The organism is Vitreoscilla filiformis (genome assembly GCF_002222655.1).
Lineage (GTDB): Bacteria > Pseudomonadota > Gammaproteobacteria > Burkholderiales > Burkholderiaceae_C > Ideonella > Ideonella filiformis.
Genome location: NZ_CP022423.1, coordinates 3020359 through 3039726 on the forward strand (window position 1 = coordinate 3020359; position 19368 = coordinate 3039726).

General features: G+C 63.0%; 23 protein-coding genes. 8 read left to right on the top strand and 15 right to left on the bottom strand.

Features of this window, described 5'->3' with window-relative positions:
• Nucleotides 1-4: 4 nt before the first annotated feature.
• Complete coding sequence (gene ilvA, locus VITFI_RS14290) at nt 5-1546, bottom strand: threonine ammonia-lyase, biosynthetic (protein WP_089417545.1); 1542 nt, start codon at nt 1544-1546, stop codon at nt 5-7.
• Between the two features lie 268 nt (nt 1547-1814).
• Here ilvA and VITFI_RS14295 point away from each other — a divergent pair, with 268 nt between their 5' ends.
• Nucleotides 1815-2240 carry an OsmC family protein gene (locus tag VITFI_RS14295; RefSeq protein WP_089417546.1) on the top strand — a complete coding sequence of 142 codons (426 nt, stop codon included), beginning with the start codon at nt 1815-1817 and terminating at the stop codon, nt 2238-2240.
• Nucleotides 2241-2245: 5 nt separating this feature from the next.
• Here VITFI_RS14295 and coq7 read toward each other — a convergent pair whose 3' ends face one another.
• Nucleotides 2246-2878 (bottom strand): 2-polyprenyl-3-methyl-6-methoxy-1,4-benzoquinone monooxygenase, encoded by a 633-nt coding sequence (gene coq7, locus VITFI_RS14300; protein ID WP_089417547.1) that lies wholly within the window; start codon nt 2876-2878, stop codon nt 2246-2248.
• Between the two features lie 295 nt (nt 2879-3173).
• Between coq7 and VITFI_RS14305 the strand changes: the two genes are divergently transcribed.
• Nucleotides 3174-4166 carry a porin gene (locus VITFI_RS14305; protein ID WP_089417548.1) on the top strand — a complete coding sequence of 331 codons (993 nt, stop codon included), beginning with the start codon at nt 3174-3176 and terminating at the stop codon, nt 4164-4166.
• A gap of 221 nt (nt 4167-4387) precedes the next feature.
• Entirely contained in the window at nt 4388-5158 is a 771-nt protein-coding gene (locus VITFI_RS14310) for a ferredoxin--NADP reductase (protein ID WP_089417549.1), read from the top strand.
• A 9-nt stretch (nt 5159-5167) separates the two neighbouring features.
• Here the strand turns inward: VITFI_RS14310 and nifE are convergent, their stop codons facing one another.
• The 5 genes from nifE to VITFI_RS14335 all read right to left on the bottom strand — a co-directional run bounded on the left by nifE (nt 5168) and on the right by VITFI_RS14335 (nt 8948).
• Nucleotides 5168-6619, bottom strand: coding sequence for a nitrogenase iron-molybdenum cofactor biosynthesis protein NifE (gene nifE, locus VITFI_RS14315; RefSeq protein ID WP_089417550.1), 1452 nt, complete (start codon nt 6617-6619; stop codon nt 5168-5170).
• 175 nt (nt 6620-6794) lie between these two features.
• Nucleotides 6795-7202 carry a roadblock/LC7 domain-containing protein gene (locus VITFI_RS14320; protein ID WP_157725700.1) on the bottom strand — a complete coding sequence of 136 codons (408 nt, stop codon included), beginning with the start codon at nt 7200-7202 and terminating at the stop codon, nt 6795-6797.
• A 41-nt stretch (nt 7203-7243) separates the two neighbouring features.
• Entirely contained in the window at nt 7244-7852 is a 609-nt protein-coding gene (locus VITFI_RS14325; RefSeq protein WP_089417552.1) for a GTP-binding protein, read from the bottom strand.
• Nucleotides 7849-8541 (bottom strand): hypothetical protein, encoded by a 693-nt coding sequence (locus tag VITFI_RS14330; RefSeq protein ID WP_157725701.1) that lies wholly within the window; start codon nt 8539-8541, stop codon nt 7849-7851. The genes VITFI_RS14325 and VITFI_RS14330 overlap by 4 nt, the downstream gene beginning before the upstream one ends.
• Before the next feature lie 26 nt (nt 8542-8567).
• Complete coding sequence (locus VITFI_RS14335) at nt 8568-8948, bottom strand: hypothetical protein (protein WP_198301502.1); 381 nt, start codon at nt 8946-8948, stop codon at nt 8568-8570.
• 150 nt (nt 8949-9098) lie between these two features.
• Here VITFI_RS14335 and VITFI_RS18500 point away from each other — a divergent pair, with 150 nt between their 5' ends.
• From VITFI_RS18500 to dut, 3 genes are read left to right on the top strand one after another with little or no spacing between them, the layout of a single operon-like run.
• Nucleotides 9099-9935: a UPF0149 family protein gene (locus VITFI_RS18500; RefSeq protein WP_089417554.1), complete on the top strand. Its 837-nt coding sequence runs from the start codon at nt 9099-9101 to the stop codon at nt 9933-9935.
• A gap of 13 nt (nt 9936-9948) precedes the next feature.
• Nucleotides 9949-11190, top strand: a complete 1242-nt coding sequence (gene coaBC / locus VITFI_RS14345) for a bifunctional phosphopantothenoylcysteine decarboxylase/phosphopantothenate--cysteine ligase CoaBC (RefSeq protein ID WP_089417555.1) — start codon at nt 9949-9951, stop codon at nt 11188-11190.
• Nucleotides 11187-11636 carry a dUTP diphosphatase gene (gene dut, locus VITFI_RS14350; RefSeq protein WP_089417556.1) on the top strand — a complete coding sequence of 150 codons (450 nt, stop codon included), beginning with the start codon at nt 11187-11189 and terminating at the stop codon, nt 11634-11636. Before coaBC ends, dut begins: the two co-directional genes overlap by 4 nt.
• Nucleotides 11637-11652: 16 nt before the next feature.
• Here dut and VITFI_RS14355 read toward each other — a convergent pair whose 3' ends face one another.
• Together VITFI_RS14355 and VITFI_RS14360 are read right to left on the bottom strand one after the other, a co-directional pair.
• Nucleotides 11653-12240 carry a Uma2 family endonuclease gene (locus tag VITFI_RS14355; protein ID WP_089417557.1) on the bottom strand — a complete coding sequence of 196 codons (588 nt, stop codon included), beginning with the start codon at nt 12238-12240 and terminating at the stop codon, nt 11653-11655.
• Nucleotides 12241-12265: 25 nt separating this feature from the next.
• On the bottom strand, nt 12266-12787 hold the full coding sequence (locus VITFI_RS14360; protein WP_089417558.1) for an FKBP-type peptidyl-prolyl cis-trans isomerase: 522 nt from the start codon (nt 12785-12787) through the stop codon (nt 12266-12268).
• A gap of 39 nt (nt 12788-12826) precedes the next feature.
• Between VITFI_RS14360 and VITFI_RS14365 the strand changes: the two genes are divergently transcribed.
• Nucleotides 12827-13957, top strand: a complete 1131-nt coding sequence (locus VITFI_RS14365) for a ribosomal protein uL16 3-hydroxylase (RefSeq protein ID WP_089417559.1) — start codon at nt 12827-12829, stop codon at nt 13955-13957.
• A 236-nt stretch (nt 13958-14193) separates the two neighbouring features.
• Nucleotides 14194-14403 (top strand): hypothetical protein, encoded by a 210-nt coding sequence (locus VITFI_RS14370; RefSeq protein ID WP_089417560.1) that lies wholly within the window; start codon nt 14194-14196, stop codon nt 14401-14403.
• A 129-nt stretch (nt 14404-14532) separates the two neighbouring features.
• Here VITFI_RS14370 and bamC read toward each other — a convergent pair whose 3' ends face one another.
• From bamC to VITFI_RS14395, 6 genes are all read right to left on the bottom strand, one after another.
• Nucleotides 14533-15693 carry an outer membrane protein assembly factor BamC gene (gene bamC, locus VITFI_RS14375; RefSeq protein ID WP_089417561.1) on the bottom strand — a complete coding sequence of 387 codons (1161 nt, stop codon included), beginning with the start codon at nt 15691-15693 and terminating at the stop codon, nt 14533-14535.
• A 24-nt stretch (nt 15694-15717) separates the two neighbouring features.
• A complete protein-coding gene (gene dapA, locus VITFI_RS14380) occupies nt 15718-16599 on the bottom strand; it encodes a 4-hydroxy-tetrahydrodipicolinate synthase (RefSeq protein ID WP_089417562.1) in 882 nt (293 codons plus the stop codon).
• Nucleotides 16599-17144: a class I SAM-dependent methyltransferase gene (locus tag VITFI_RS14385; protein WP_089417563.1), complete on the bottom strand. Its 546-nt coding sequence runs from the start codon at nt 17142-17144 to the stop codon at nt 16599-16601. The genes dapA and VITFI_RS14385 overlap by 1 nt, the downstream gene beginning before the upstream one ends.
• Nucleotides 17145-17164: 20 nt before the next feature.
• Complete coding sequence (locus VITFI_RS18720) at nt 17165-17290, bottom strand: hypothetical protein (RefSeq protein ID WP_269768729.1); 126 nt, start codon at nt 17288-17290, stop codon at nt 17165-17167.
• Between the two features lie 29 nt (nt 17291-17319).
• Nucleotides 17320-18552 carry an MFS transporter gene (locus tag VITFI_RS14390; RefSeq protein ID WP_198301503.1) on the bottom strand — a complete coding sequence of 411 codons (1233 nt, stop codon included), beginning with the start codon at nt 18550-18552 and terminating at the stop codon, nt 17320-17322.
• Nucleotides 18553-18619: 67 nt separating this feature from the next.
• The gene (locus VITFI_RS14395) at nt 18620-19342 is read right to left on the bottom strand and encodes a hypothetical protein (RefSeq protein ID WP_089417565.1); all 723 of its coding nucleotides are present in this window, start codon (nt 19340-19342) and stop codon (nt 18620-18622) included.
• Nucleotides 19343-19368 lie beyond the last annotated feature (26 nt).

Below are 19368 nucleotides of genomic sequence, written 5' to 3' on the forward strand. Positions count from 1 at the left end.
TGTTTCAGCGCAAAAACAATCGGTACACCGGGTTGTTGGACTCGTCCACATGCGGATAGCCGAGCTGGGCGAGGAACTCCTTCAGCGCCTTTTTGTCCCGCTTGGGCACCTGCATGCCCACCAAAATGCGCCCATAGTCTGCGCCCTGGTTGCGATAGTGGAACAGGCTGATGTTCCAGTCCGGATGCATGGACGACAGGAAACGCGTCAACGCGCCTGGCCGCTCGGGAAAAATGAAACGGAACAGTTGCTCGTCCGTCGCCAGCTCGGAATGCCCGCCCACCAAGTGGCGCAAATGGGCTTTGGCCAGCTCGTCATGCGTCAAATCGATGGCCGAGAAGCCATGCTGTGCAAACAGCGCGGCAATTTCTTTTGACTCGCCCCGGCGCGTCGTCGTCAGGCCGACGAAGATGTGAGCATGCTCCCGGTCGCTGATGCGGTAGTTGAACTCGGTGACGCTGCGCGGGCCGATCAGCTCACAAAACCGCTTGAACGAACCGCGCTCCTCGGGAATGGTGACCGCAAACAGCGCCTCGCGCTCCTCCCCGACGTCGGCCCGTTCGGCCACAAAACGCAGCCGATCAAAATTCATGTTCGCGCCGCAGGTGATGGCCACGAAGGTTTTGCCCTCACAGCCCTCGCGGGCCACGTACTGCTTGACAGCAGCCACGCTCAGGGCCCCCGCCGGCTCCAGGATGGAGCGCGTGTCTTGGAACACGTCTTTCATCGCGGCGCAAACGGCGTCCGTGTCCACCTCGATGAATTCGTCCACCAAAGCACGGGCCAAGCGGAAGGTTTCCTTGCCCACTTGCTTGACGGCGGTGCCATCCGAGAACAAGCCCACGTCCGACAACACCACGCGCTTGCCTGCCGCCACCGAGCGCACCATGGCGTTCGAATCCACGGTTTGCACGCCGATGATTTTGATCTCCGGTCGCACCGACTTGATGTAAGCCGCCACGCCCGACACCAATCCGCCCCCGCCGATGGCGCAAAACACCGCCTCAATCGGCCCCGGGTGTTGGCGCAGGATTTCCATGCCGATGGTGCCTTGGCCGGCGATCACGTCCGGATCGTCAAACGGATGCACAAAGGTCAGCCCTTGCGCCTGCTCCAGTTCGAGCGCGTGGGCGTAGGCGTCCGAATAACTTTCGCCGTGCAGCACCACTTCACCGCCGAGCGCAGCGACGGCATCCACCTTCAGGCGCGGCGTCGTCACCGGCATGACGATGACGGCGCGGCAGCCCAAACGGCGAGAACTCAGCGCCACACCCTGCGCGTGGTTGCCCGCCGACGCGCAAATCACCCCACGCGCCAGCGCCTCGGGCGACAGGTGTGCCATCTTGTTGTACGCGCCGCGCAGCTTGAAGCTGAACACGGGTTGGTTGTCCTCGCGCTTCAACAGCACGGTGTTGTTCAGACGGGCAGAGAGTTGGCGGGCAATATCCAGCTCGGTTTCGCGCGCCACGTCGTAGACCTTGGCGGTCAAGATCTTGCGCAAATAGTCGGTGGGCTTGCGGGGGGCCGGGCTGGTGGCGGGGGCCATGGGCAACTTCTCCTGATTCAGCAAAGGGTGGGGCGGGCGATGATAAACGGGCAAAAAAAAGCCCGAAGCTCTAGAGAGCTTCGGGCGTAATCCACCAATGGAGGAGGTGGAGGAGACAACCGGCGGTGTCGGGACGGGCAAGCCATCAATCAACACCATGAGACAGAGTTTACCCTAGGTTTTGCTGCACTGCAATATCCCTGACAAAAGTATGACGAAGCGGAGGGCGCACCCTTAATCGGCGCCCCACTCCACGAGGCAAGAAACAATGGAATGCACGGTTCACTGGGTCGCCGATGCGGGCATGGCCATGATGGCCACCACCGGCAGCGGCCATGTCATCACCATGGACGGCGCCCCCGAAGGCGGTGGCCGTAACTTGGCGCCCCGCCCCATGGAAACCTTGCTGGCCGGCGCCGGCGGCTGCACCGCGTACGACGTGGTGCTGATTCTCAAGCGCGGGCGCCATCAAGTCACGGGATGCTCAGTGCAAATGAGCGCCGAGCGCGCCACCACCGACCCCAAAGTGTTCACCAAGCTGAATTTGCACTTCGTGGTCACCGGCAAGGGCTTGCCTGAGACCGCCGTGGCACGGGCAGTGACGCTTTCACACGAAAAATACTGCTCGGCCACAGCCATGCTAGGCCGTACTGCCGAAATCACCACCAGCCACGAAGTGCGCGAAGCCGCCTAAGGGCGTCAGAGGCGATGCGCCACCGTTGTCATGACCTGGGCAGCGCGGCGCATCAGCCACGCCACGGGACGCGGCAATTCAGCACCACCGTATTCAATGGCGGTGCGGGCGTGGCGTGCTTCGTCATCCCGCATTTGGGTGACGATGGCGCGTGAGGCCACATCGCCAGCCGGCAGCCGATCCAAGTGGCTGTTCAGATGTTGTTCGACCTGGCGCTCAGTTTCCGCCATGAAACCCAGGCTCCAGCGGTCACCCGCCTTGCCCGCCACCCAGCCGATGCTGAACGCCCCGGCGTACCACAGCGGATCCAACAAGCTGGGGCGAGACTTCAAGGCCGTCAACCGGGCCTGCGTCCAAGCGAGGTGATCCACCTCATCTTGAGCAGCGGCGCGCATGTGATCGCGCACGCCAGGTTGACGCGCAGCCAGCGCTTGGGCCTCGTACAACGCCTGCGCGCACACCTCGCCGGTGTGGTTCACCCGCATCAAGGCGCCTGCCAGGGCCTGATCTTCAGGTGTCAAGTCAGGCTGATCGGGACAAGAAGAAGGACGGGGGCAAGGCCGCGAAGCGCGCGCCGCTGCGCCCAAGGTGCGCAAACTGTTGTCCAGCGCAATGATCCAGGGGTCAAGAGCACTCATCCTGCAAGGATAGCGCGGTGTGCTAATCTGACCGCCCTGATCGCAGGCCCCGTGGATTGCTGCTCCGCTCTTTCGGCATCCACCAGTCGGCGAGACTTGACAGACCGCCCCCCCGTTGTAACGAGACAACAGCCTGCGCTCATTTGTGAGTTCCGGCTTTGCAAGCAGAAGGGGGCTCTGGTGGAATAGCGCCCAGCTTCCGCGAAGGAGGTTGGCCTGATCAGCCCTGTCGCGTCATCGCCGTGGGTCTTTTCCCCTGATCGGGGCCTCTTGTTCAACCTAGGAGATCCTTGCAATGAAAAAATCTCTGCTCGCTCTGGCCGTGCTGGGCGCTTTCACTGGCGTGGCTTCGGCGCAGTCTTCCCTGACCATCTACGGTAAGGTCGACCAGGCTTTCGGCCACAAGGCTGGCGCTAACATCAGCACCTGGTCTGACTCCGGCGCTCGCAGCCGTCTGGGCTTCAAGGGCTCGGAAGATCTGGGCGGTGGCCTGAAGGCCAACTTCGTGCTGGAACACAGCCTGAACCCGGACGAAGGCACCGCCAACGCGCTGTTCTGGCACGGCCAGTCGTGGGTGGGTCTGTCGCACAGCACCTACGGTAGCCTGGGCGTTGGCCGTCAATACACCGCAGCCTTCTCGCTGATCCAGGACACCATCGACCCGTTCAACGGCGGCGGCTACGCTGAACTGCGCAGCATGCTGCTGGTGAACGACGACACGGGTGTTGGCACCAAGGCCGGCCTGACCGAAGTTCGCTACAACAACTCTCTGCGCTACGACTACAGCGGCTACGGCATCAACGCCGCCCTGTCGCTGGGCGAGCGCAAGAACGACGGCGTGACCTTCACCAACAAGGAAACCGATCGTCCCCTGTCTGCCGCTGTGAACTACACCATGGGTGCTCTGTTCGTCGGTGCTGGCGTGGAAAACGCTGAAGGTGACGGCAACTACCTGGTGACCCTGGGCGCCAAGTACAACATGGGCTTCGCCACCGTGTCGGCTGGCTACAGCACCGGTACCATCGACAACGCTGGCACCGCCGCCGCCGACGTGAACGGCTGGCTGATCGGTGCTCGCGTGCCGTTCGGCAAGGCTGACCTGAAGGTTGGTTACGCTTCGTCGAAGATCGACGGCGCTGAAAGCATGGGCAAGCTGGCCATCGGTGTGGACTACAACCTGTCCAAGCGCACCAAGGTGTACGCCGACTACGCTCGTTACAGCGGCAACGCTGTGGACACCGTGGAACAAAAGAACGCCTTCCTGGTTGGTATCCAAACCAACTTCTAATCCCTTCGAGGATTCGCGTCGCTTCGTTTGAAGCGGCGCTGCACACAGCAAACGAGCCGCGCCAGCGGCTCGTTTTTTTTGATCCAGCGCTTTTTGTGGCCCTTCACCCCACTGGATGATTGCGATTCATTCCACTTGCGTGAGGGATAATCCCAACTGTTCGACGCTCTAGCTCATCTTGACGGGGCGTCTTTGTTCTTCAACTTTCCCCATCATCAAGCATGAGTGCCTTCCACGAAGAGCGCGTGTTGAGCGTGCATCACTGGACTGACCGTCTGTTCAGCTTCACCACCACCCGCGACACGGGCCTGCGCTTCTCGAACGGGCACTTCACGATGATCGGCCTGAAGGTCAACGGCAAGCCGCTGCTGCGCGCCTACTCCATCGTCAGCCCGAACTACGAAGAGCACCTCGAATTCCTCTCGATCAAAGTGCAAGACGGCCCGTTGACCAGCCGCCTCCAGCACATCCAAAAGGGTGACATGATCATCGTCGGCAAGAAGCCCACGGGCACGCTGCTGATCGACTACCTGCTGCCCGGCAAGCGCCTGTACTTGCTGTCCACTGGCACCGGCATGGCGCCGTTCCTGTCCATCATCCGCGACCCGGAAACTTACGAGAAATTCGAAGAAGTCATCCTGGTGCACGGCGTGCGCGAAGTGAAAGAGCTGGCCTATCACGACTACCTCACACAGGAGCTGCCTCAGCACGAATTCCTGGGTGAGATGGTGAGCCAACAGCTCAAGTACTACCCGACCGTGACACGCGAGCCCTTCAAAAACCAAGGCCGCGTCACCACGTTGCTGGAGACGGGCAAGATCGCGGAAGACCTCGGCATTCCCCTGCTGAACGCGGCGGAAGACCGCGTCATGATCTGTGGCAGCCCGGAAATGCTGCGCGACCTCAAGCACATGATGGAAGTGCGCGGTTTCAAAGAAGGCAACACCACCACGCCCGGCGACTTCGTCATCGAGCGCGCCTTCGTCAGCTGATCACCCCGATCAGGCTGTGGCGGCTTCGGCCGCCAATTGCTGCGCATCCTGTTCGCGCAGCAGCGAGTCGGACAACGCCCACGGCGCCGGCTCGCGCACCTGGGCCCACACCGGATTGGAGAGCGCTTTGTCGATCTCCGCGATCATGGTGATCATGCCCTCGTAGCCCGCAAAAGCGTAGTAACGCTCTTGGTTGATGTCCATCCAGGGCATGCGCGCTTTCAGGGCCACGAACTGGCTGCGCCCGCCGCTGAGCATGATGTCCGCCTTGGCGTCGCGCAGCATGGCGTACATCTGGCGCGGGGTCATGTCGTCGATCATGTGGGCGTCGGCGCCCTCGCCCATGATCTCTTTGATTTTTTCCTTGTCCTCTTTGGTGGACTTCTTCACCGAAGTGCCCACCACTTCGATGCCCGCCTCCTGCAAGGCCGACACCACACTCCAGCTCTTCACCCCGCCGGTGATGAGCAGCACCTTCTTGCCCGCCAGCCGCTCGCGGTAAGCGCGGATGCGCTCCCAGGCACGGGCTTCCTCAGCGGCAATCAGGGCCTCGGTGCGATCCTTCAGCTCCGGGTCGGCGCCTTGCTCCACCAGCAAGCGGGCGATTTCGCGCAGTGTCATGCTCATGTCGGCCACACCATAAAACGAGCCCTCGAAGTACGGGATGCCGTAGCGCTGCTGCATTTTGGTGGCCACGTTGATCATGGACTTCGAGCACACCATCATGTTCGCCTTGGCGCGGTGCGCGGTGGCAATCTCGTTGTAGCGCCCATCCCCGGCAATGCAGCTCAGGATGCGGATGCCCAGCGCGTCCAGCAGCGGCTTGACCTGCCACAGCTCGCCCACCAAGTTGTATTCGCCAATGATGTTGATGTCGTAAGGCGTGGTGAACTCGGGCTCTTGGGTGCCGATGACGTAGTCCAACACGCTTTCGGCGCCCAGTTTGTTGCCCAGGTTTTTGGGGCCAGCAAAACCGGGGGCGTTCACCGGAATCACCGGTTTGTTGAATTTTTCGGCGGCGCGTTTGCACACCGCTTCGATGTCATCGCCGATGAGCGCGGTCACGCAGGTTTGGTAGACGAACACCGCCGGCGGGTCGTACTTCTCGATGATTTCGCGGATGGATTTGAAGAGGCGCTTTTCACCGCCATAAATCACGTCCAGCTCGTTGATGTCGGTGGTGAAACCGGTGCGGTAGATCTGCGAACCCGAGCTGGCCGAATGGCGGTTGTCCCACGAGTTGCCTTCGCAGGCGATGGGGCCGTGGACAAGGTGCGCCACATCCACAATCGGTTGGAGCGCGATTTTGGCGCCGTCAAACGCACACCCGCCCGCCGCTGCACCGGGAGTGAGCTGCTTGGTGCAGCCTTTTTTGCGTTCTTTCTCGCTCTTGGCCTGGTTTTTGTCGCAGCCGGGTTCGTCAAACACATCGGCGATCTTGGCTTTGAGCGAAGCAGACATGGCGAAGACTCCTGACAAATGAGTCCCGCGCTGCAAGATCGGCGCCAGCCACCAGCGCCTCGTTTGCCCCGGTTTTTGGCGAATTCATCACAAACCCGCCAAAGCCAAACGCCAAGGGCGTGGGCGTGTCATGGCCCACCTCCCTGCATCGTGTGGCTCGCCTGAGCGCCCGGCGTCAGGCAGCCGAGCGCGGCAACAGCTCTTTGATGCGCTCGGCGGTGCTGCGAGCGATGGTCAAAATCGCGCCCAAAGGAGCCGCCTGCGCAGTGACCAACAGCAGCAAATGCCCGTTGACATGCGGCACCTTGATGCCCACCGTGGTCAGGTCGCCCGATTGCAGGGTCAGTACATCCAGCGAGGGATGCTGCCCGCTGTGAACGGCCTGCACCGTGGCCTCGCCCAGCGAGATCAAGGAGCTGGTCAGGGCAGCGATTTTGCCCAGTTGATCCACCGTCACGCCGATGGAGCACAGGTTGAAACCTTCCGGCGTACACAGCATGGCGCACACACACTGCGGCAACCGCTTGGGAATCACCTCGAAAGCCGGCAAGACAAACCGGCCCAGGGCAGCAGAATCCATCATCCAGTCCCCTTGGGGCAAATTCGAGGGCACCGGCGCAACGTTCACCCCAGGCTCACCGCAGCGAGTGCGATGGCCACCGCCAAACGCACGTCCTCACTGCGACGAGGATCGGCGGCAATCAGCGGTGCCACGGGGTTGAAACGCGCCAACACGTCGCGCAGAGGCCCGAGTTTGGCATCGACGTCTTGCATCGTACCGGACAGCCGCGTAACGGCCACCGACAAAATATCCAGCGCCACGCAGCCGCGCAAAGCCTCCAGCCAAGCTGTTAACTCTTGCGGCGCATCGTCGTGATCGCCGTACACCCACAGCACCACTGCGCTGGCTCCTGGCAGCACGGTGCGCCACACCGCATGGAAACGATCTTGCCCCGGCAGCCCAAACAGGCCGACACGCTGCCCATCGTCCAGCTTGAGTTCGCCGTAGTCAAAACCCACGGTGGTGTGGGTTTTGCCGGGCAAATCAGCGCGACGTTCCGTGGTGGCCACATCGGTATCCACCACTTCAATGTCCGAAATTGCACGCAGTGCCGTGGTCTTCCCCACACCGAAAGGGCCGACAAACGCCACACGCTGCGTGTAACTGTGCCCCACCAGCACCGTGGGTGGCGGTGCCGCCGCCGCTGCCGCAAAAGAGGAGAAGAAACTCATCGGAATCGGCTCAGGAAACGCTGAAACAAACTCGGCTCACGGCGTGGCACTGCTGCCGTGCGCACCTCGGGCTGCTGCACGACAGGTGCGGCGATGATGAGGTTGTCTTGTGCCCAAGCGTCAGCCAGCAGGCGTTGCAGCAAGCCGGCATCATTGGGCAAGTTCTTTAACTCATTGAACGCCACCGCTTCCACCAGCAAACGCCGGCAAATCTGCACCAGTTGAAGCGATGATGCACCCGCATACGCCGTCAGGTTGGGCCAGCGCTTGAGGCGCAGCATCTGCCCCTCCCAAGGTGCGACGCTGGGGGCCGACGCGACCTCCTCGCTCGGCAACTCCTTGTCCACATGGCTGTTGGCAGGCAGGCCCAGGGTCTGGTTGATCCAGGGGAAGAAGCCGCGTGGCGTCAGCGGCAGCTTGAAAAACGCCCAGTGGGCGCCCGGTACTTGCAGCCAGCTCTTGGCCAAGGCGATGCCGTAGCGATGCTGGTGGGGATCGTTCACCAATCCCACACACTGTTCATCGACTTGGCGCGAGGCATCAATGACGATCCAACGCGCCTGCGCCGGGTCGTTCACCCACAGCCACTCCTCCCCCCGCAAACCCAGCAAAGATTTACAGACCCGGACACAGCCGGAGTCCCGGTGCGGTGACCAAATGCTGCGTGGATGCAAAACAGACGAGCTCATGGCGGCGGCGGATTCGTGTCTGAACGTCAACGGCGGGTGGCTTGGCCCACCATCTCCAGTGAACGCGGCAGTGCTACCGACAGCAACACACCCAGGTTGACTTTTTTGTTGTTGAACAACATGCCTTGGAGAAGTTCACCGTGGCGGATGATCATGGCGGTGTGGTCACCCTCCATGTCCAACAGGTAATAGCGGTTCAGCCCGGGAAAACCCGAATCGCGCAACGTGGACACCAGTTCCCCCGTCAACTGGGTGAACAGGCCCACGGCGGCTGGCTGCGAGTTATAGCCAGCCAGAGACAACCCATCGTTCAGATTCCAGATGTCCACCGCCAAAAGTCCATCCTTGAGCAAGGATTTCATGGCATCCACACACTGATTGAGTCGGTCCAGATCGATGTTCATCATGACAGGGGCATCCCAGAAAAGTACAAGTCACGGTCGATTGTGTGAAGGGGGGACACAGTTGCAATCCGTAACAACCATGAGTGTGCCACCCACATGCTCCCGCTGCATGCGACACTGCCGCCCCCCTGATCTCCCACAAGAAATTCGCTCATGGCGCTGCTCATTCCGAAAACCACCGACGACGATATTCAGGCACTGGAAGCGCTGTGCGAGCGCATGACAGGCTTTGATGAACTGATCAACCTCGAATGGCTCGACGGCTACATGGCCGCCCTGGCCTGCGGCCCGCGTCGCCTGAGCCTGGAGGACTGGCTGCCGGTGTTCGGCGATGGCCTGTTCGACCGCGTGTTCGCCGATGCGGCGGATGCCGAAGCGGCACGCGCTGTCATCGGCAAGCGCTGGGCCGAGTTGTGCGCGCAGTTGGATGCCGAATCCATCCTTGATGATCACGAGGTTTTGCGCATCGATCCGCTGATGTACCGCTTCGACAGCGAAGACGACGAGGACAGCGAAGCCGCAGAACCCTCCGAAACCCCCGAAGCCGCGCCTGTGGCCGAAGCGCCCACCGATGCAGCGGATTCAGAGACGGCCGACCCCGCCCCCGCCGATTGGCCGGGCGATGGCGTCTACTGGTCGCTGGGTTTTGGTGAGGCCATCGAAGACTTCCCCGAAGACTGGGTGAGCCCCACGCCCGGGGATGAGGACGAGGAAACGTTCTACGACCTGCTCGAATCCATTGCCCTGCTGGCCAACACCGAGGTGCAGGAGCGTCAGGAAACCATCCATCGCTTGTATGACGGCGTGGACATGAACCGCGACGAGCTGATCACCGAAGCCATGTACGCCGTGCAAGAGCTGCGCATGTACTGGTTGCACCACGCTCCGAAGCCGGCCACGCGCCGCGTGGAGGTCAAGGTGGGGCGCAACGATCCGTGCCCGTGCGGCAGCGGGAAAAAGTACAAGAAATGCCACGGCGCTGACGCCTGAACCGACCCTCGCCATGAGCCAACGACTTGATCTGGCAGGCCGCCGCATCGTGCTCGGCCTGTCGGGCGGCATCGCCTGTTACAAGGCAGCCGACCTGTGCCGCGAGCTGGTCAAAGCCGGCGCCACCGTGCAAGTGGTGATGACCGAGGCCGCCCGCGCTTTCATCACCCCCGTGACGATGCAGGCCCTGAGCGGCCGCGCTGTGTTCACCGATCAGTGGGATGCGCGCCCGGACAACAACATGGCCCACATCCAACTGGGCCGCGACGCTGACGCGATTTTGATCGCCCCGGCCAGTGCCGATTTCATCGCCAAACTGGCCCAGGGCCGGGCGGATGAGCTGCTGTCGCTGACGTGTTTGGCGCGGCCCATCGAACGCACGCCGCTGCTCGTCGCCCCGGCGATGAACCGCGAGATGTGGGCGCATCCGGCGACGCAACGCAACGTCGCGCAGATCGTGGCCGATGGCGCCACGGTGCTGGGCCCGACAGCGGGCGAGCAAGCGTGCGGCGAAATCGGGGACGGGCGCATGTTGGAACCGGTCGAGCTGCGCGACGCGCTGATCGCCTTCTTCCAACCCAAACGCCTGGCCGGCAAAACCCTGCTGGTGACAGCGGGCCCGACCTTCGAAGCCATCGACCCGGTGCGCGGCATCACCAACCACTCCAGCGGCAAGATGGGGTTTGCCATCGCCCGAGCGGCGGCGGAAGCGGGGGCGCAGGTCACGCTGGTGGCGGGCCCGGTGCATCTGCCGACGCCAGCGGGCGTGCGCCGCATCAACGTGCAAAGTGCGCAGCAGATGTTCGACGCCGTGTTGCCCTTGGCGCCGCAGCACGATGTGTTCGTCGCCACCGCTGCGGTGGCGGACTGGCGTCCGGCGCACATCACCACGCACAAAATCAAAAAGGAAGGCGGCAAGGCCGTGCCCAGTTTTGATTTGGTGGAGAACCCGGACATCCTGGCCGCCGTGGCCCGCTTGCCCGAAGCCGACCGCCCGTGGTGCGTGGGCTTCGCCGCTGAAAGCCATGAGCTGCTCAAGCATGCGCGCCAAAAATTGGAGCGCAAGCGGGTGCCGCTGGTGGTGGGCAACCTCGGCCCGGCCACGTTCGGGCGGGATGACAACACGCTGGTGTTGGTCGATGCCCATGGCCACCGTGAGCTGCCTTCGGGCGACAAACTCACGTTGGCACGCGCCCTGGTGGCGGAAGTTGCGGCCCGTCTGCCCTCTCAGCTTGATTTTGGAACCCCCGCATGACAACGATTGATGTGAAAGTGCTGGACGCCCGGGTGTCCGACGCCCTGCCCGCCTACGCCACCCCGGGCAGTGCCGGCCTCGATTTACGCGCCTGCTTGGACGCCCCGTTGACGCTGGCCCCTGGCCAAAGCGCGTTGATTCCCACGGGCTTGGCGATCCACATCGGTGACCCGGGTTTGGCGGCGATGATCTTGCCGCGTTCGGGATTGGGGCACAAACACGGCATCGTGCTGGGCAACTTGGTGGGCCTGATCGACTCGGATTACCAAGGCCCGCTGATGGTGAGCTGCTGGAACCGGGGCCAAGCTGAGTTCACTGTGCAACCGCTGGAGCGCATCGCGCAGATGGTGATCGTGCCGGTGGTGCAAGCGGCGTTCCGCCGTGTGGACAGCTTTGACGCCAGCGAACGCGGCGCTGGCGGTTTTGGCTCGACGGGGCGCGGCTGATCGCCTCTGCGCACTGTCAGTTGAGGCTGTCCGGCGTGTCGTCGTCGATTTCGGCGAACAGCGTCGCGGCGGGCAGGGTGAGGTGAACGCTGCGCAGCGTTACCGCCTCACCCGGGGCGAAGGGGTGCAGCACCCACAGCCCGTCCCCTTCGTTTTTGCGAAAAACATCGACCCGGCGATGATCCAAGTCGATCAGGGCGACTTCCTGCAAGCTGGGAATTTGCCGGTAGCGCGCAAACTTTTCGCCTCGGTCGTAGGCGGCGGTTGAAGGAGAGAGCACCTCCGCCAGCAGCAGCGGTTCGCGCTTGATGCGGGGGCTGCTGCGATCGGCGGAGCTGCACGTCACCAACACATCCGGGTAGAAATAGCTCTCGCCCTCTTGGGCTTGCAGTTTCATGTCCGACATGTAGGTGCGGCAGGGCGAGCCCGCCAAATGCTGGCGCAAGGCCATCGCCAGGTTCAAGCAGACGGTGACGTGCCGATCCTCGGCCCCTGCCATGGCAAATACTTCGCCGTCCACGAACTCATGGCGCTCGTGTTGTACGGCTTCCCACGCGAGGAAGTCCTCTCCGCTCATGCGGTATTGACGCAGTGCTTGACCCATGGTTCGCGCAACCCTTTGTTGACCTTCAGTGCAACGTTTGCCCCGGCGGCGGCCCACCGATCAGCGCCAAGGGCGAATCCCCCACCGACCCAGCGGCGATTTCTTCCTCGGTCGCCCCGCGCACATCCAGCACTTTCAAGGCGATGCGCAAAGCAATGCCGGCCAGCGGGTGATTGGCATCCAGCACCACATGCTCGGGGTACACCTCGGTGATGGTGTAAATCAGATCGTCAGGCATGTCCGGCGTGATGGCGCCTTCGGGCAGGCCTTCAAACTGCATCCCGGCTTGGATGTCCGGCGGGAACAGATGGCGCGGCTCGAAGCACACCAGCTCGGAGTGATAGTCGCCAAAAGCGTTCTCAGGCTCTAAATGCAAGTGGGTTTCAAAACCCGCCCGCTGGCCTTGCAAAGCCTCTTCGACCTTGGGCAGCAAGTCCTCGCCGCCATAAAAAAATTCAACCGGCTCATCCAATTGGTCCATGAGCTGGCCTTGCGCATCGGAAAGTGTCCACGTCAACGTGACAACGCAGGGAGAGGTGATGTCCATCAGGCAATCATGGCACAAGGGCAGGGACAATCCGCCGCCATGACCATCGCTCCAACGACCCCTTTGCCCCTGCTCGGCGGCCTCTCGCCCGAGCAATTCATGCGCCAGTACTGGCAAAAAAAGCCCTGCCTGATCCGCCAAGCGATCCCCGGTGTGCAGCCGCCCATCGACCGAGCCGCCCTCTTCGCTTTGGCAGAGCAAGACGACGTCGAATCCCGCTTGGTGCGCCAGGGAGAAACGGGCTGGGAACTCAAACACGGCCCGTTCACACGCCGGCAAATCCCCGGCTTGGCCAAACCCCACTGGACGCTGTTGGTGCAGGGGCTGGACTTGCACGTCCCCGCTGCACACGCGCTGCTGGCGCAGTTTCGCTTCGTGCCGGAAGCGCGGTTGGACGATTTGATGATTTCCTACGCATCCGACCAGGGCGGCGTCGGCCCGCACACGGATTCGTACGACGTATTTCTGCTGCAAGTCAGCGGCAAGCGGCGCTGGCGCATCGGCCCGGTGAAGGACACCGCCTTGGTGCCGGACATGCCCGTCAAACTGCTGGCGAACTTCCAGCCTGATGAGGAATGGGTGCTGGAGCCCGGCGACATGCTCTACCTGCCTCCACGCTGGGGCCACGATGGCATCGCTGAAGGGCCGGATTGCATGACCTGCTCGATCGGCTTTCGCACGCCCACGCCCACCGAGTTGGCCCGCGAGGTCTTGCAGCGCATGGTGGACAACCTGCAAGCCCCCGACAAAGAACCCCACTACCGGGACCCCGCCCAAAGTGCGACGGCCACGCCGGGGCTGATCCCTGAAGCTTTGCAAGTGTTCACGCAAAAAGCCGTCATCAAAGCACTGAACGATGCGCGCAGCTTGGCCAGTGCCCTGGGCGAAGCGTTGACCGAACCCAAAGCCATCGTTTGGTTTGAAGGGGGAGAGCCGATTCCGCCCGGGCAAGGGGCGCGCCTCGACCGACGCTCCCGCATGATGTACGACGCAGAACGCATCTACATCAACGGTGAATCGTTCCGCGCCAGCGGCAAGGATGCGCGTCTGATGCACGCATTGGCCGATGCGCGCCAGTTGTCGGCCACCGAAGTCAAAACCCTGAGTCGCGCCGCCCGTGCGCTGCTGGATGAATGGGCCTGCGACGGCTGGCTGCACGCTGCCCCCTGAAAAGGGGCCACGCCAGCGCATCCGCCTGCACGCTGGCTCATCCCTTAGGGGGTGGGTGCTTGCTAGGGAAGTTCCCTAGTATGGCTATAATGGCCCGCTAGGCGCAGGAACTTTGATCAAGGAATTGTCTCAGGCGGTTCCAAAGTTTCTGGTCTTTGCGAGTCGGAGGCGCGCACGAACAGCGAGCTTCCAGAATTACCGGTAATTTTGTTCGACCCCATTCACTGAGGACACCCATGAACAAGTCGCTCCTGCTGGCCGCCCTGATCGCTGCCGCTGCCCTGTCTGCTTGCGGCAAGAAGGAAGAGCCCGCTGCTGCCCCCGCTCCGGAAGCCGCTTCGGCTGCCGCTTCGGCCGCTTCGGAAACTGCTGCTCCTGCCGCTTCGGAAGCCGCTTCGGCCGCTCCGGAAGCCGCTTCGGGCGCTTCGGAAGCCGCTTCGAAGTAATCCGCTTCGATGTGTTCCCTGCACCGCCGGTGTGGGGAACAGCTTCAAAACCGCTTGCGTTGTGCAGCGGTTTTTTTTCGCCCATAAAAAAGCCAACCTTTCGGTTGGCTTTTTCAATGGTGGCGACGCTTACTTCAGTTCGTCGGCCAACAAAGTCGCGATGCGCTGGGCGTTGGCACTGTTGTCTGGCGCACCCTGTGGTGTGAGGATGCGCACGCGGCTCACGCGCTCACCCTCAGCGCCAATTTGGATGCGGTAATGGCCCACGATCGGCGTGTTCTCTGCCTCGCTGCTGAACAACCGAGCCCAGAATCCACGCTCCGTCTTGGCCGCTTCCTTGGGATCGATGTAGCGCACCGTGTAGACAGCATTGCTGCGCTGACGCTCCTCAACGGTGAAACCGCCTCGATCCAGCGCCAGCCCCAACCGCCGCCATGTGCGCTCCAAAGTGTCATCGACCTGCACGGTCGCTGTTTCTTGGTTGGCCAAGGTGCGCGCCCGGGCAGGCACCACCACTTCGGGCACGCGCGCAGGCGAGGTCGGCGCCCCAGCCTGAAGGGGAACACCTCCCAGGCGAACCAGCATGCGGGTCAAAACCTCGGCTTCCATTTGCGGATCGCGTGGGCGCACCGTCCAAGTGGTGTCCCCGGTTTGGCCTTGCACTTGGGCCTCACGGTAGACCTCTTGCAATCCGTGGTGGGTGACGTACACCTCGGTGCCACCTTGCGCTGTGCGTTCGATGCGCATACGGTAACGGTCACGCTCCCCTGTGTCCGACAGGGTGTCAATCAGCCCACCGATGGTTTGGCGGATGAAGTTGTTGGGCAGTTTGGCGCGGTTTTCCGCCCAGTTGGTTTGGATCACCCCCGTGGTCTGATCCTCTACCTCCAGGGTAAACCCCAGATCAAGCCAGAACTGGCGCAACTGAGGCCACAGCGACTCCGGTGAACGTGGACTCACCAACCAGCGGGCCTGCCCTTGACGCTCCAAGCGCCAGTCGCCTTGGGCAATGGGGCTGATGGCAGCGGGCGCACCGGCAGCCGCCTGGCTGGCAGCCTGTTGCTGCTTGAGCGCCGCTGCCGACACCGACCCTGATTGCGTTTGGTATCGCCCATCCGGTGCAATGCCGGACAAATCCGGCGGGATCACCAGCGTTGGCACCTTGCGGGCACCGGCCTGGTATTGGAGCGCGTCGTCCGAGGTGGTGTCGAGCAAGCTGCAACCGGTCAGGCTGAGCACGAATGCAGCCACTGCGGCCCGCGTGGCCGTGGGCAAGAACGTGGAAGTCACTTGAAGCGTATCCCGAACAGCGGATCAGAGCAGGCCAGCGTCGCGCAGTGCGGCACCGACGGTGGCCTGGCCGGCTGGCGTCAGCTCGGTCAACGGCAAACGCACGCCCGCACGGCAGCGCCCCAACTGGGCCAGCGCCCACTTGGCCGGCGCCGGGCTGGGTTCGCAGAACAGGTGCTTGTGCAGCGGCAGCAGTTGCAGGTGGATGTCCCGGGCACGCTGTACGTCACCGGCCATGGCGGCCACGCACAGCTCATGCATCAGGCGCGGCGCCACGTTGGCGGTGACGCTCACGTTGCCATGACCACCCAACAGCATCAACGCCACAGCGGTGCTGTCATCACCCGAATAAACGCTGAAGCCCTGGGGCACTTGCTTGATGAGCCAAGCGGCACGCTCGATGCTGCCAGTGGCTTCTTTCACGCCAAAGATGCCAGGGATTTGTGCCAAGCGCAGCACGGTGTCATGCTGCATATCGGCCACGGTGCGGCCAGGCACGTTGTAGAGCATCACGGGGATGTCCACGGCTTCGGCGATGGCCTTGAAATGGCGATAGATGCCTTCTTGCGACGGCTTGTTGTAGTACGGCACCACTTGCAGCGTGCAGTCCGCACCGACTTCTTTGGCGAACTTGGACAGTTCAATCGCCTCGGCGGTGCTGTTGGCACCGGCACCGGCCAAGATGGGCACACGGCCTGCGGCGTGTTGCACGGCGGTGCGGATGATCTCGCAGTGCTCGTCCACCGTGACGGTGGCGGATTCGCCGGTGGTGCCCACGACGCCGATCACGTCGGTGCCTTCGGCGATGTGCCAGTCGATGAGGGACTTCAGGCCGTTGTAGTCAACGCTGCCGTCTTCGTGCATGGGCGTGACGAGCGCCACGATGCTGCCTTGAATGGGTTTCATCAGGATGTTCCTTGCGAAGCGAGTGATTCTAGCGACGCTGCCACCGGCCGCCGGGCCGCGATGCGCTGCACAAAACGCCGGGGTGCGCTCAGTTCGGTATCTTCCAACGCAAGGATGTCCCAGCCCGTGCACAACGCTTGTAATTCGCCCGGGGCGAGCAAAAACTCAGCGCGGCGTGGCCGACCGATCTCGGCTTGGCGAAGGCTGAAGGTTTCATACAACAGCCACCCGCCCGGCGCCACAGACGCCACGATGGTCGGCAACAACGGGCGCCACAGGTAATTCGTCACCACCACCACGTCGAACGTGCGGCCCGGCAGCGGCCAGGGGGCGTTTTCCAGATCGGCCAGCACGCATTCCCCCACGTCGCGCAGCCCCGCCAGCGCCAGCGCGTCCCGATCCACTCCGGTGACGGCATGGCCACGCTGTGCCCACCAACGCAGGTGCCGGCCACTGCCACAAGCCACGTCCAACACGGTGGCGTGCGCGGGGGCCAGCGCCCCCCAGCGGGTGATCCATTCCGAGGGTGGGGTGCCCGTGTGCATGGGGTTCGCTCCTTCGTGGCTCAAAAACAGCCCCACACCCGGTTGCCCAAGGCCAGTACCAGGTGCGGGTTCAAGTACGCCATGAACACCACCAGGCACAGCAGCCCCAAGGCCAGCCAGATCAACCCTTGATGCCAATTCCGCATGATGAAAACCGTTGGTGTCAGATGGCACGTCAAGCGGCGGAGGGGGCCGGCGCCCGTACCAACGCGGTTTCGCGCACAGGCTGGTTGGCAATGGCGGCCAGCACCCCGAGGGCGACGGAAATCCACCACACCACGTCGTAACTGCCGGTGGCGTCGTAGAGGCGCCCGCCCAGCCACACCCCAAGGAACGACCCGACTTGGTGGCTGAAAAACACGATGCCACCCAGCATCGACAGGTATTGCACCCCGAACACCTGCGCCACCACCGCATTGGTGGGTGGCACGGTGGAGAGCCACAAAAAGCCCATCACGGCGGCGAACACGTACACGCTGACGGGTGTCAGCGGCACCAACAGGAAGATGACGATGGCGATGGAGCGCAGCAAGTAGATGGCCGACAGGATGTGGCGCTTGGGCCAGCGCTGCCCCAACGTGCCTGAGGTGTAAGTGCCAAACACGTTGAACAGGCCAATCAGCGCCAGCGCCGTGGTGGCCACCTCGGGCGCGAGGCCGTGATCGCGGAGGTAACTCGGCATGTGGACGCCAATGAACACCACCTGGAAGCCGCAGACGAAGTAACCCACGGTCAACCAGCGGAAGCTCGCATGGCCCAGCGCTTCCCGCAGAGCCGCGCCGACACTTTGCGTCGGCACCTGGGCACCGCTGGCCAGGCCCGGTTCTTTCAGGCCCAGGGCCAGCGGCATGATGGCCAAGGCCGCACAGCCCAGCACAAACAAGGCGTTTTGCCAGCCCCACTGCGCAATGAGCCAGCTTTCAACCGGCACCATCAAAAATTGGCCGAACGAACCCGCTGCGGCGGCCACACCCATGGCCCAGGAGCGCCGCTCCGGCGCCACGTTGCGCCCGATGACGCCGTAGACCACCGCATACGTCGTCCCCGATTGCGCCATGCCCAGCAACAGCCCAGCGCTGCCACCGAACGCCAGCCCGGACGTGGCCAACGCCATCCCAACCAGCCCCAGTGCGTACAGCAACGCGCCCACCAGCAGCACACGGAAGGCCCCGAAGCGGTCGGCCAACATGCCGGCAAACGGGCCCGCCGCGCCCCACGCCAGGTTTTGGATGGCCATGGCGAAGGCGAAGGTTTCGCGCGTCCATCCGCGATCCTGGGTGATGGGTGCCAACCACAGCCCAAAGCCATGGCGGATGCCCATCGAGAGTGTGACGATGAGCGCCCCGCACAGCAGCACTTGCTGCATGGACAGGCGCGGAGGGGACGTAGTTTCAGGCGGTGCAGACATGGGCGGGCACTGTACTGGAACCCGCCTCACCCCCGGGAAACCGGGGATTCAACCGCCCGGAGGGGCCTCAGAAGCGGAAACCCACCTTCAAGCTGGCGCTGCGGTTGTTGCCGGTTTTGTCCACGCCCAGGGTCACGTCCATCGCCAGCAGGTTGACGTTGACACCGGCGAACATGCGCGTTTGCGTGAAGGACTCATCCGCGTAGAACGACGATTGGCTCTTGGTCGCCACCGCGCCCACGCCTGCGAACGGCGTGAACATCGCAAACCCCTTGGAGATGGCCAGATCGACGCCCGAGGTTTGCATGTCCAGGTTGTTCACGCCCTTGATCTTGTTGTAGTGAACCTGCACGGCCACAGCGGGCACCAGCACGCCACCGGAGATGAACGCCCAACTGCCGTGCAAGCCCAGCGAGTTCACCCCCGCTGCCGGGATCACGGTGTAGCTGGCACCGACGTTGAGGTCAAACGGCAGGCCCTTGGTCACGCGCACGGTGGCGGTGGGCAAGGCGCCGGGCACGTCGGCATTGTTGGCCACTTGGCGCAAGGTGGTGACGCTGCCCAAATCGGTCGCCCCCACACTCAGACCCACATCGAAGCCCAGCAGGCCCAGCCCTTCGGCAGGCTCCAGCGAACGGTGGGCCATGGCCGCCGTCAAATCTTCGCTGAACGTGCGGAATTGGGTTTGGGTGCCGCCGCTGGTGGCCAGATTTTTGATGTCCAGATCGTAGGCATGGACAGCGGGCGTGGCCGCCAGGGCCGCCACAGCAACAGCGAAAAGACGCTTCATGGTGAAAACTCCAAACAGAGAATGAC

Excerpts from the sequence above, each read along its gene's own strand:
- coaBC (WP_089417555.1), top strand. The coding sequence starts at position 9,949 with ATGAGCCAACGACTTGATCTGGCAGGCCGCCGCATCGTGCTCGGCCTG.
- VITFI_RS14320 (WP_157725700.1), bottom strand. The coding sequence starts at position 7,202 with ATGATGGATTCTGCTGCCCTGGGCCGGTTTGTCTTGCCGGCTTTCGAG.
- dapA (WP_089417562.1), bottom strand. The coding sequence starts at position 16,599 with ATGAAACCCATTCAAGGCAGCATCGTGGCGCTCGTCACGCCCATGCAC.
- VITFI_RS14325 (WP_089417552.1), bottom strand. The coding sequence starts at position 7,852 with ATGAGTTTCTTCTCCTCTTTTGCGGCAGCGGCGGCGGCACCGCCACCC.
- VITFI_RS14390 (WP_198301503.1), bottom strand. The coding sequence starts at position 18,552 with ATGTCTGCACCGCCTGAAACTACGTCCCCTCCGCGCCTGTCCATGCAG.
- VITFI_RS14330 (WP_157725701.1), bottom strand. The coding sequence starts at position 8,541 with ATGAGCTCGTCTGTTTTGCATCCACGCAGCATTTGGTCACCGCACCGG.
- coq7 (WP_089417547.1), bottom strand. The coding sequence starts at position 2,878 with ATGAGTGCTCTTGACCCCTGGATCATTGCGCTGGACAACAGTTTGCGC.
- nifE (WP_089417550.1), bottom strand. The coding sequence starts at position 6,619 with ATGTCTGCTTCGCTCAAAGCCAAGATCGCCGATGTGTTTGACGAACCC.
- VITFI_RS18500 (WP_089417554.1), top strand. The coding sequence starts at position 9,099 with ATGGCGCTGCTCATTCCGAAAACCACCGACGACGATATTCAGGCACTG.
- ilvA (WP_089417545.1), bottom strand. The coding sequence starts at position 1,546 with ATGGCCCCCGCCACCAGCCCGGCCCCCCGCAAGCCCACCGACTATTTG.
- VITFI_RS14310 (WP_089417549.1), top strand. The coding sequence starts at position 4,388 with ATGAGTGCCTTCCACGAAGAGCGCGTGTTGAGCGTGCATCACTGGACT.
- VITFI_RS14335 (WP_198301502.1), bottom strand. The coding sequence starts at position 8,948 with ATGATGAACATCGATCTGGACCGACTCAATCAGTGTGTGGATGCCATG.
- VITFI_RS14295 (WP_089417546.1), top strand. The coding sequence starts at position 1,815 with ATGGAATGCACGGTTCACTGGGTCGCCGATGCGGGCATGGCCATGATG.
- VITFI_RS14305 (WP_089417548.1), top strand. The coding sequence starts at position 3,174 with ATGAAAAAATCTCTGCTCGCTCTGGCCGTGCTGGGCGCTTTCACTGGC.
- VITFI_RS14355 (WP_089417557.1), bottom strand. The coding sequence starts at position 12,240 with ATGGGTCAAGCACTGCGTCAATACCGCATGAGCGGAGAGGACTTCCTC.
- VITFI_RS14360 (WP_089417558.1), bottom strand. The coding sequence starts at position 12,787 with ATGGACATCACCTCTCCCTGCGTTGTCACGTTGACGTGGACACTTTCC.
- VITFI_RS14370 (WP_089417560.1), top strand. The coding sequence starts at position 14,194 with ATGAACAAGTCGCTCCTGCTGGCCGCCCTGATCGCTGCCGCTGCCCTG.
- VITFI_RS14395 (WP_089417565.1), bottom strand. The coding sequence starts at position 19,342 with ATGAAGCGTCTTTTCGCTGTTGCTGTGGCGGCCCTGGCGGCCACGCCC.
- VITFI_RS18720 (WP_269768729.1), bottom strand. The coding sequence starts at position 17,290 with ATGCGGAATTGGCATCAAGGGTTGATCTGGCTGGCCTTGGGGCTGCTG.
- dut (WP_089417556.1), top strand. The coding sequence starts at position 11,187 with ATGACAACGATTGATGTGAAAGTGCTGGACGCCCGGGTGTCCGACGCC.
- VITFI_RS14385 (WP_089417563.1), bottom strand. The coding sequence starts at position 17,144 with ATGCACACGGGCACCCCACCCTCGGAATGGATCACCCGCTGGGGGGCG.
- VITFI_RS14365 (WP_089417559.1), top strand. The coding sequence starts at position 12,827 with ATGACCATCGCTCCAACGACCCCTTTGCCCCTGCTCGGCGGCCTCTCG.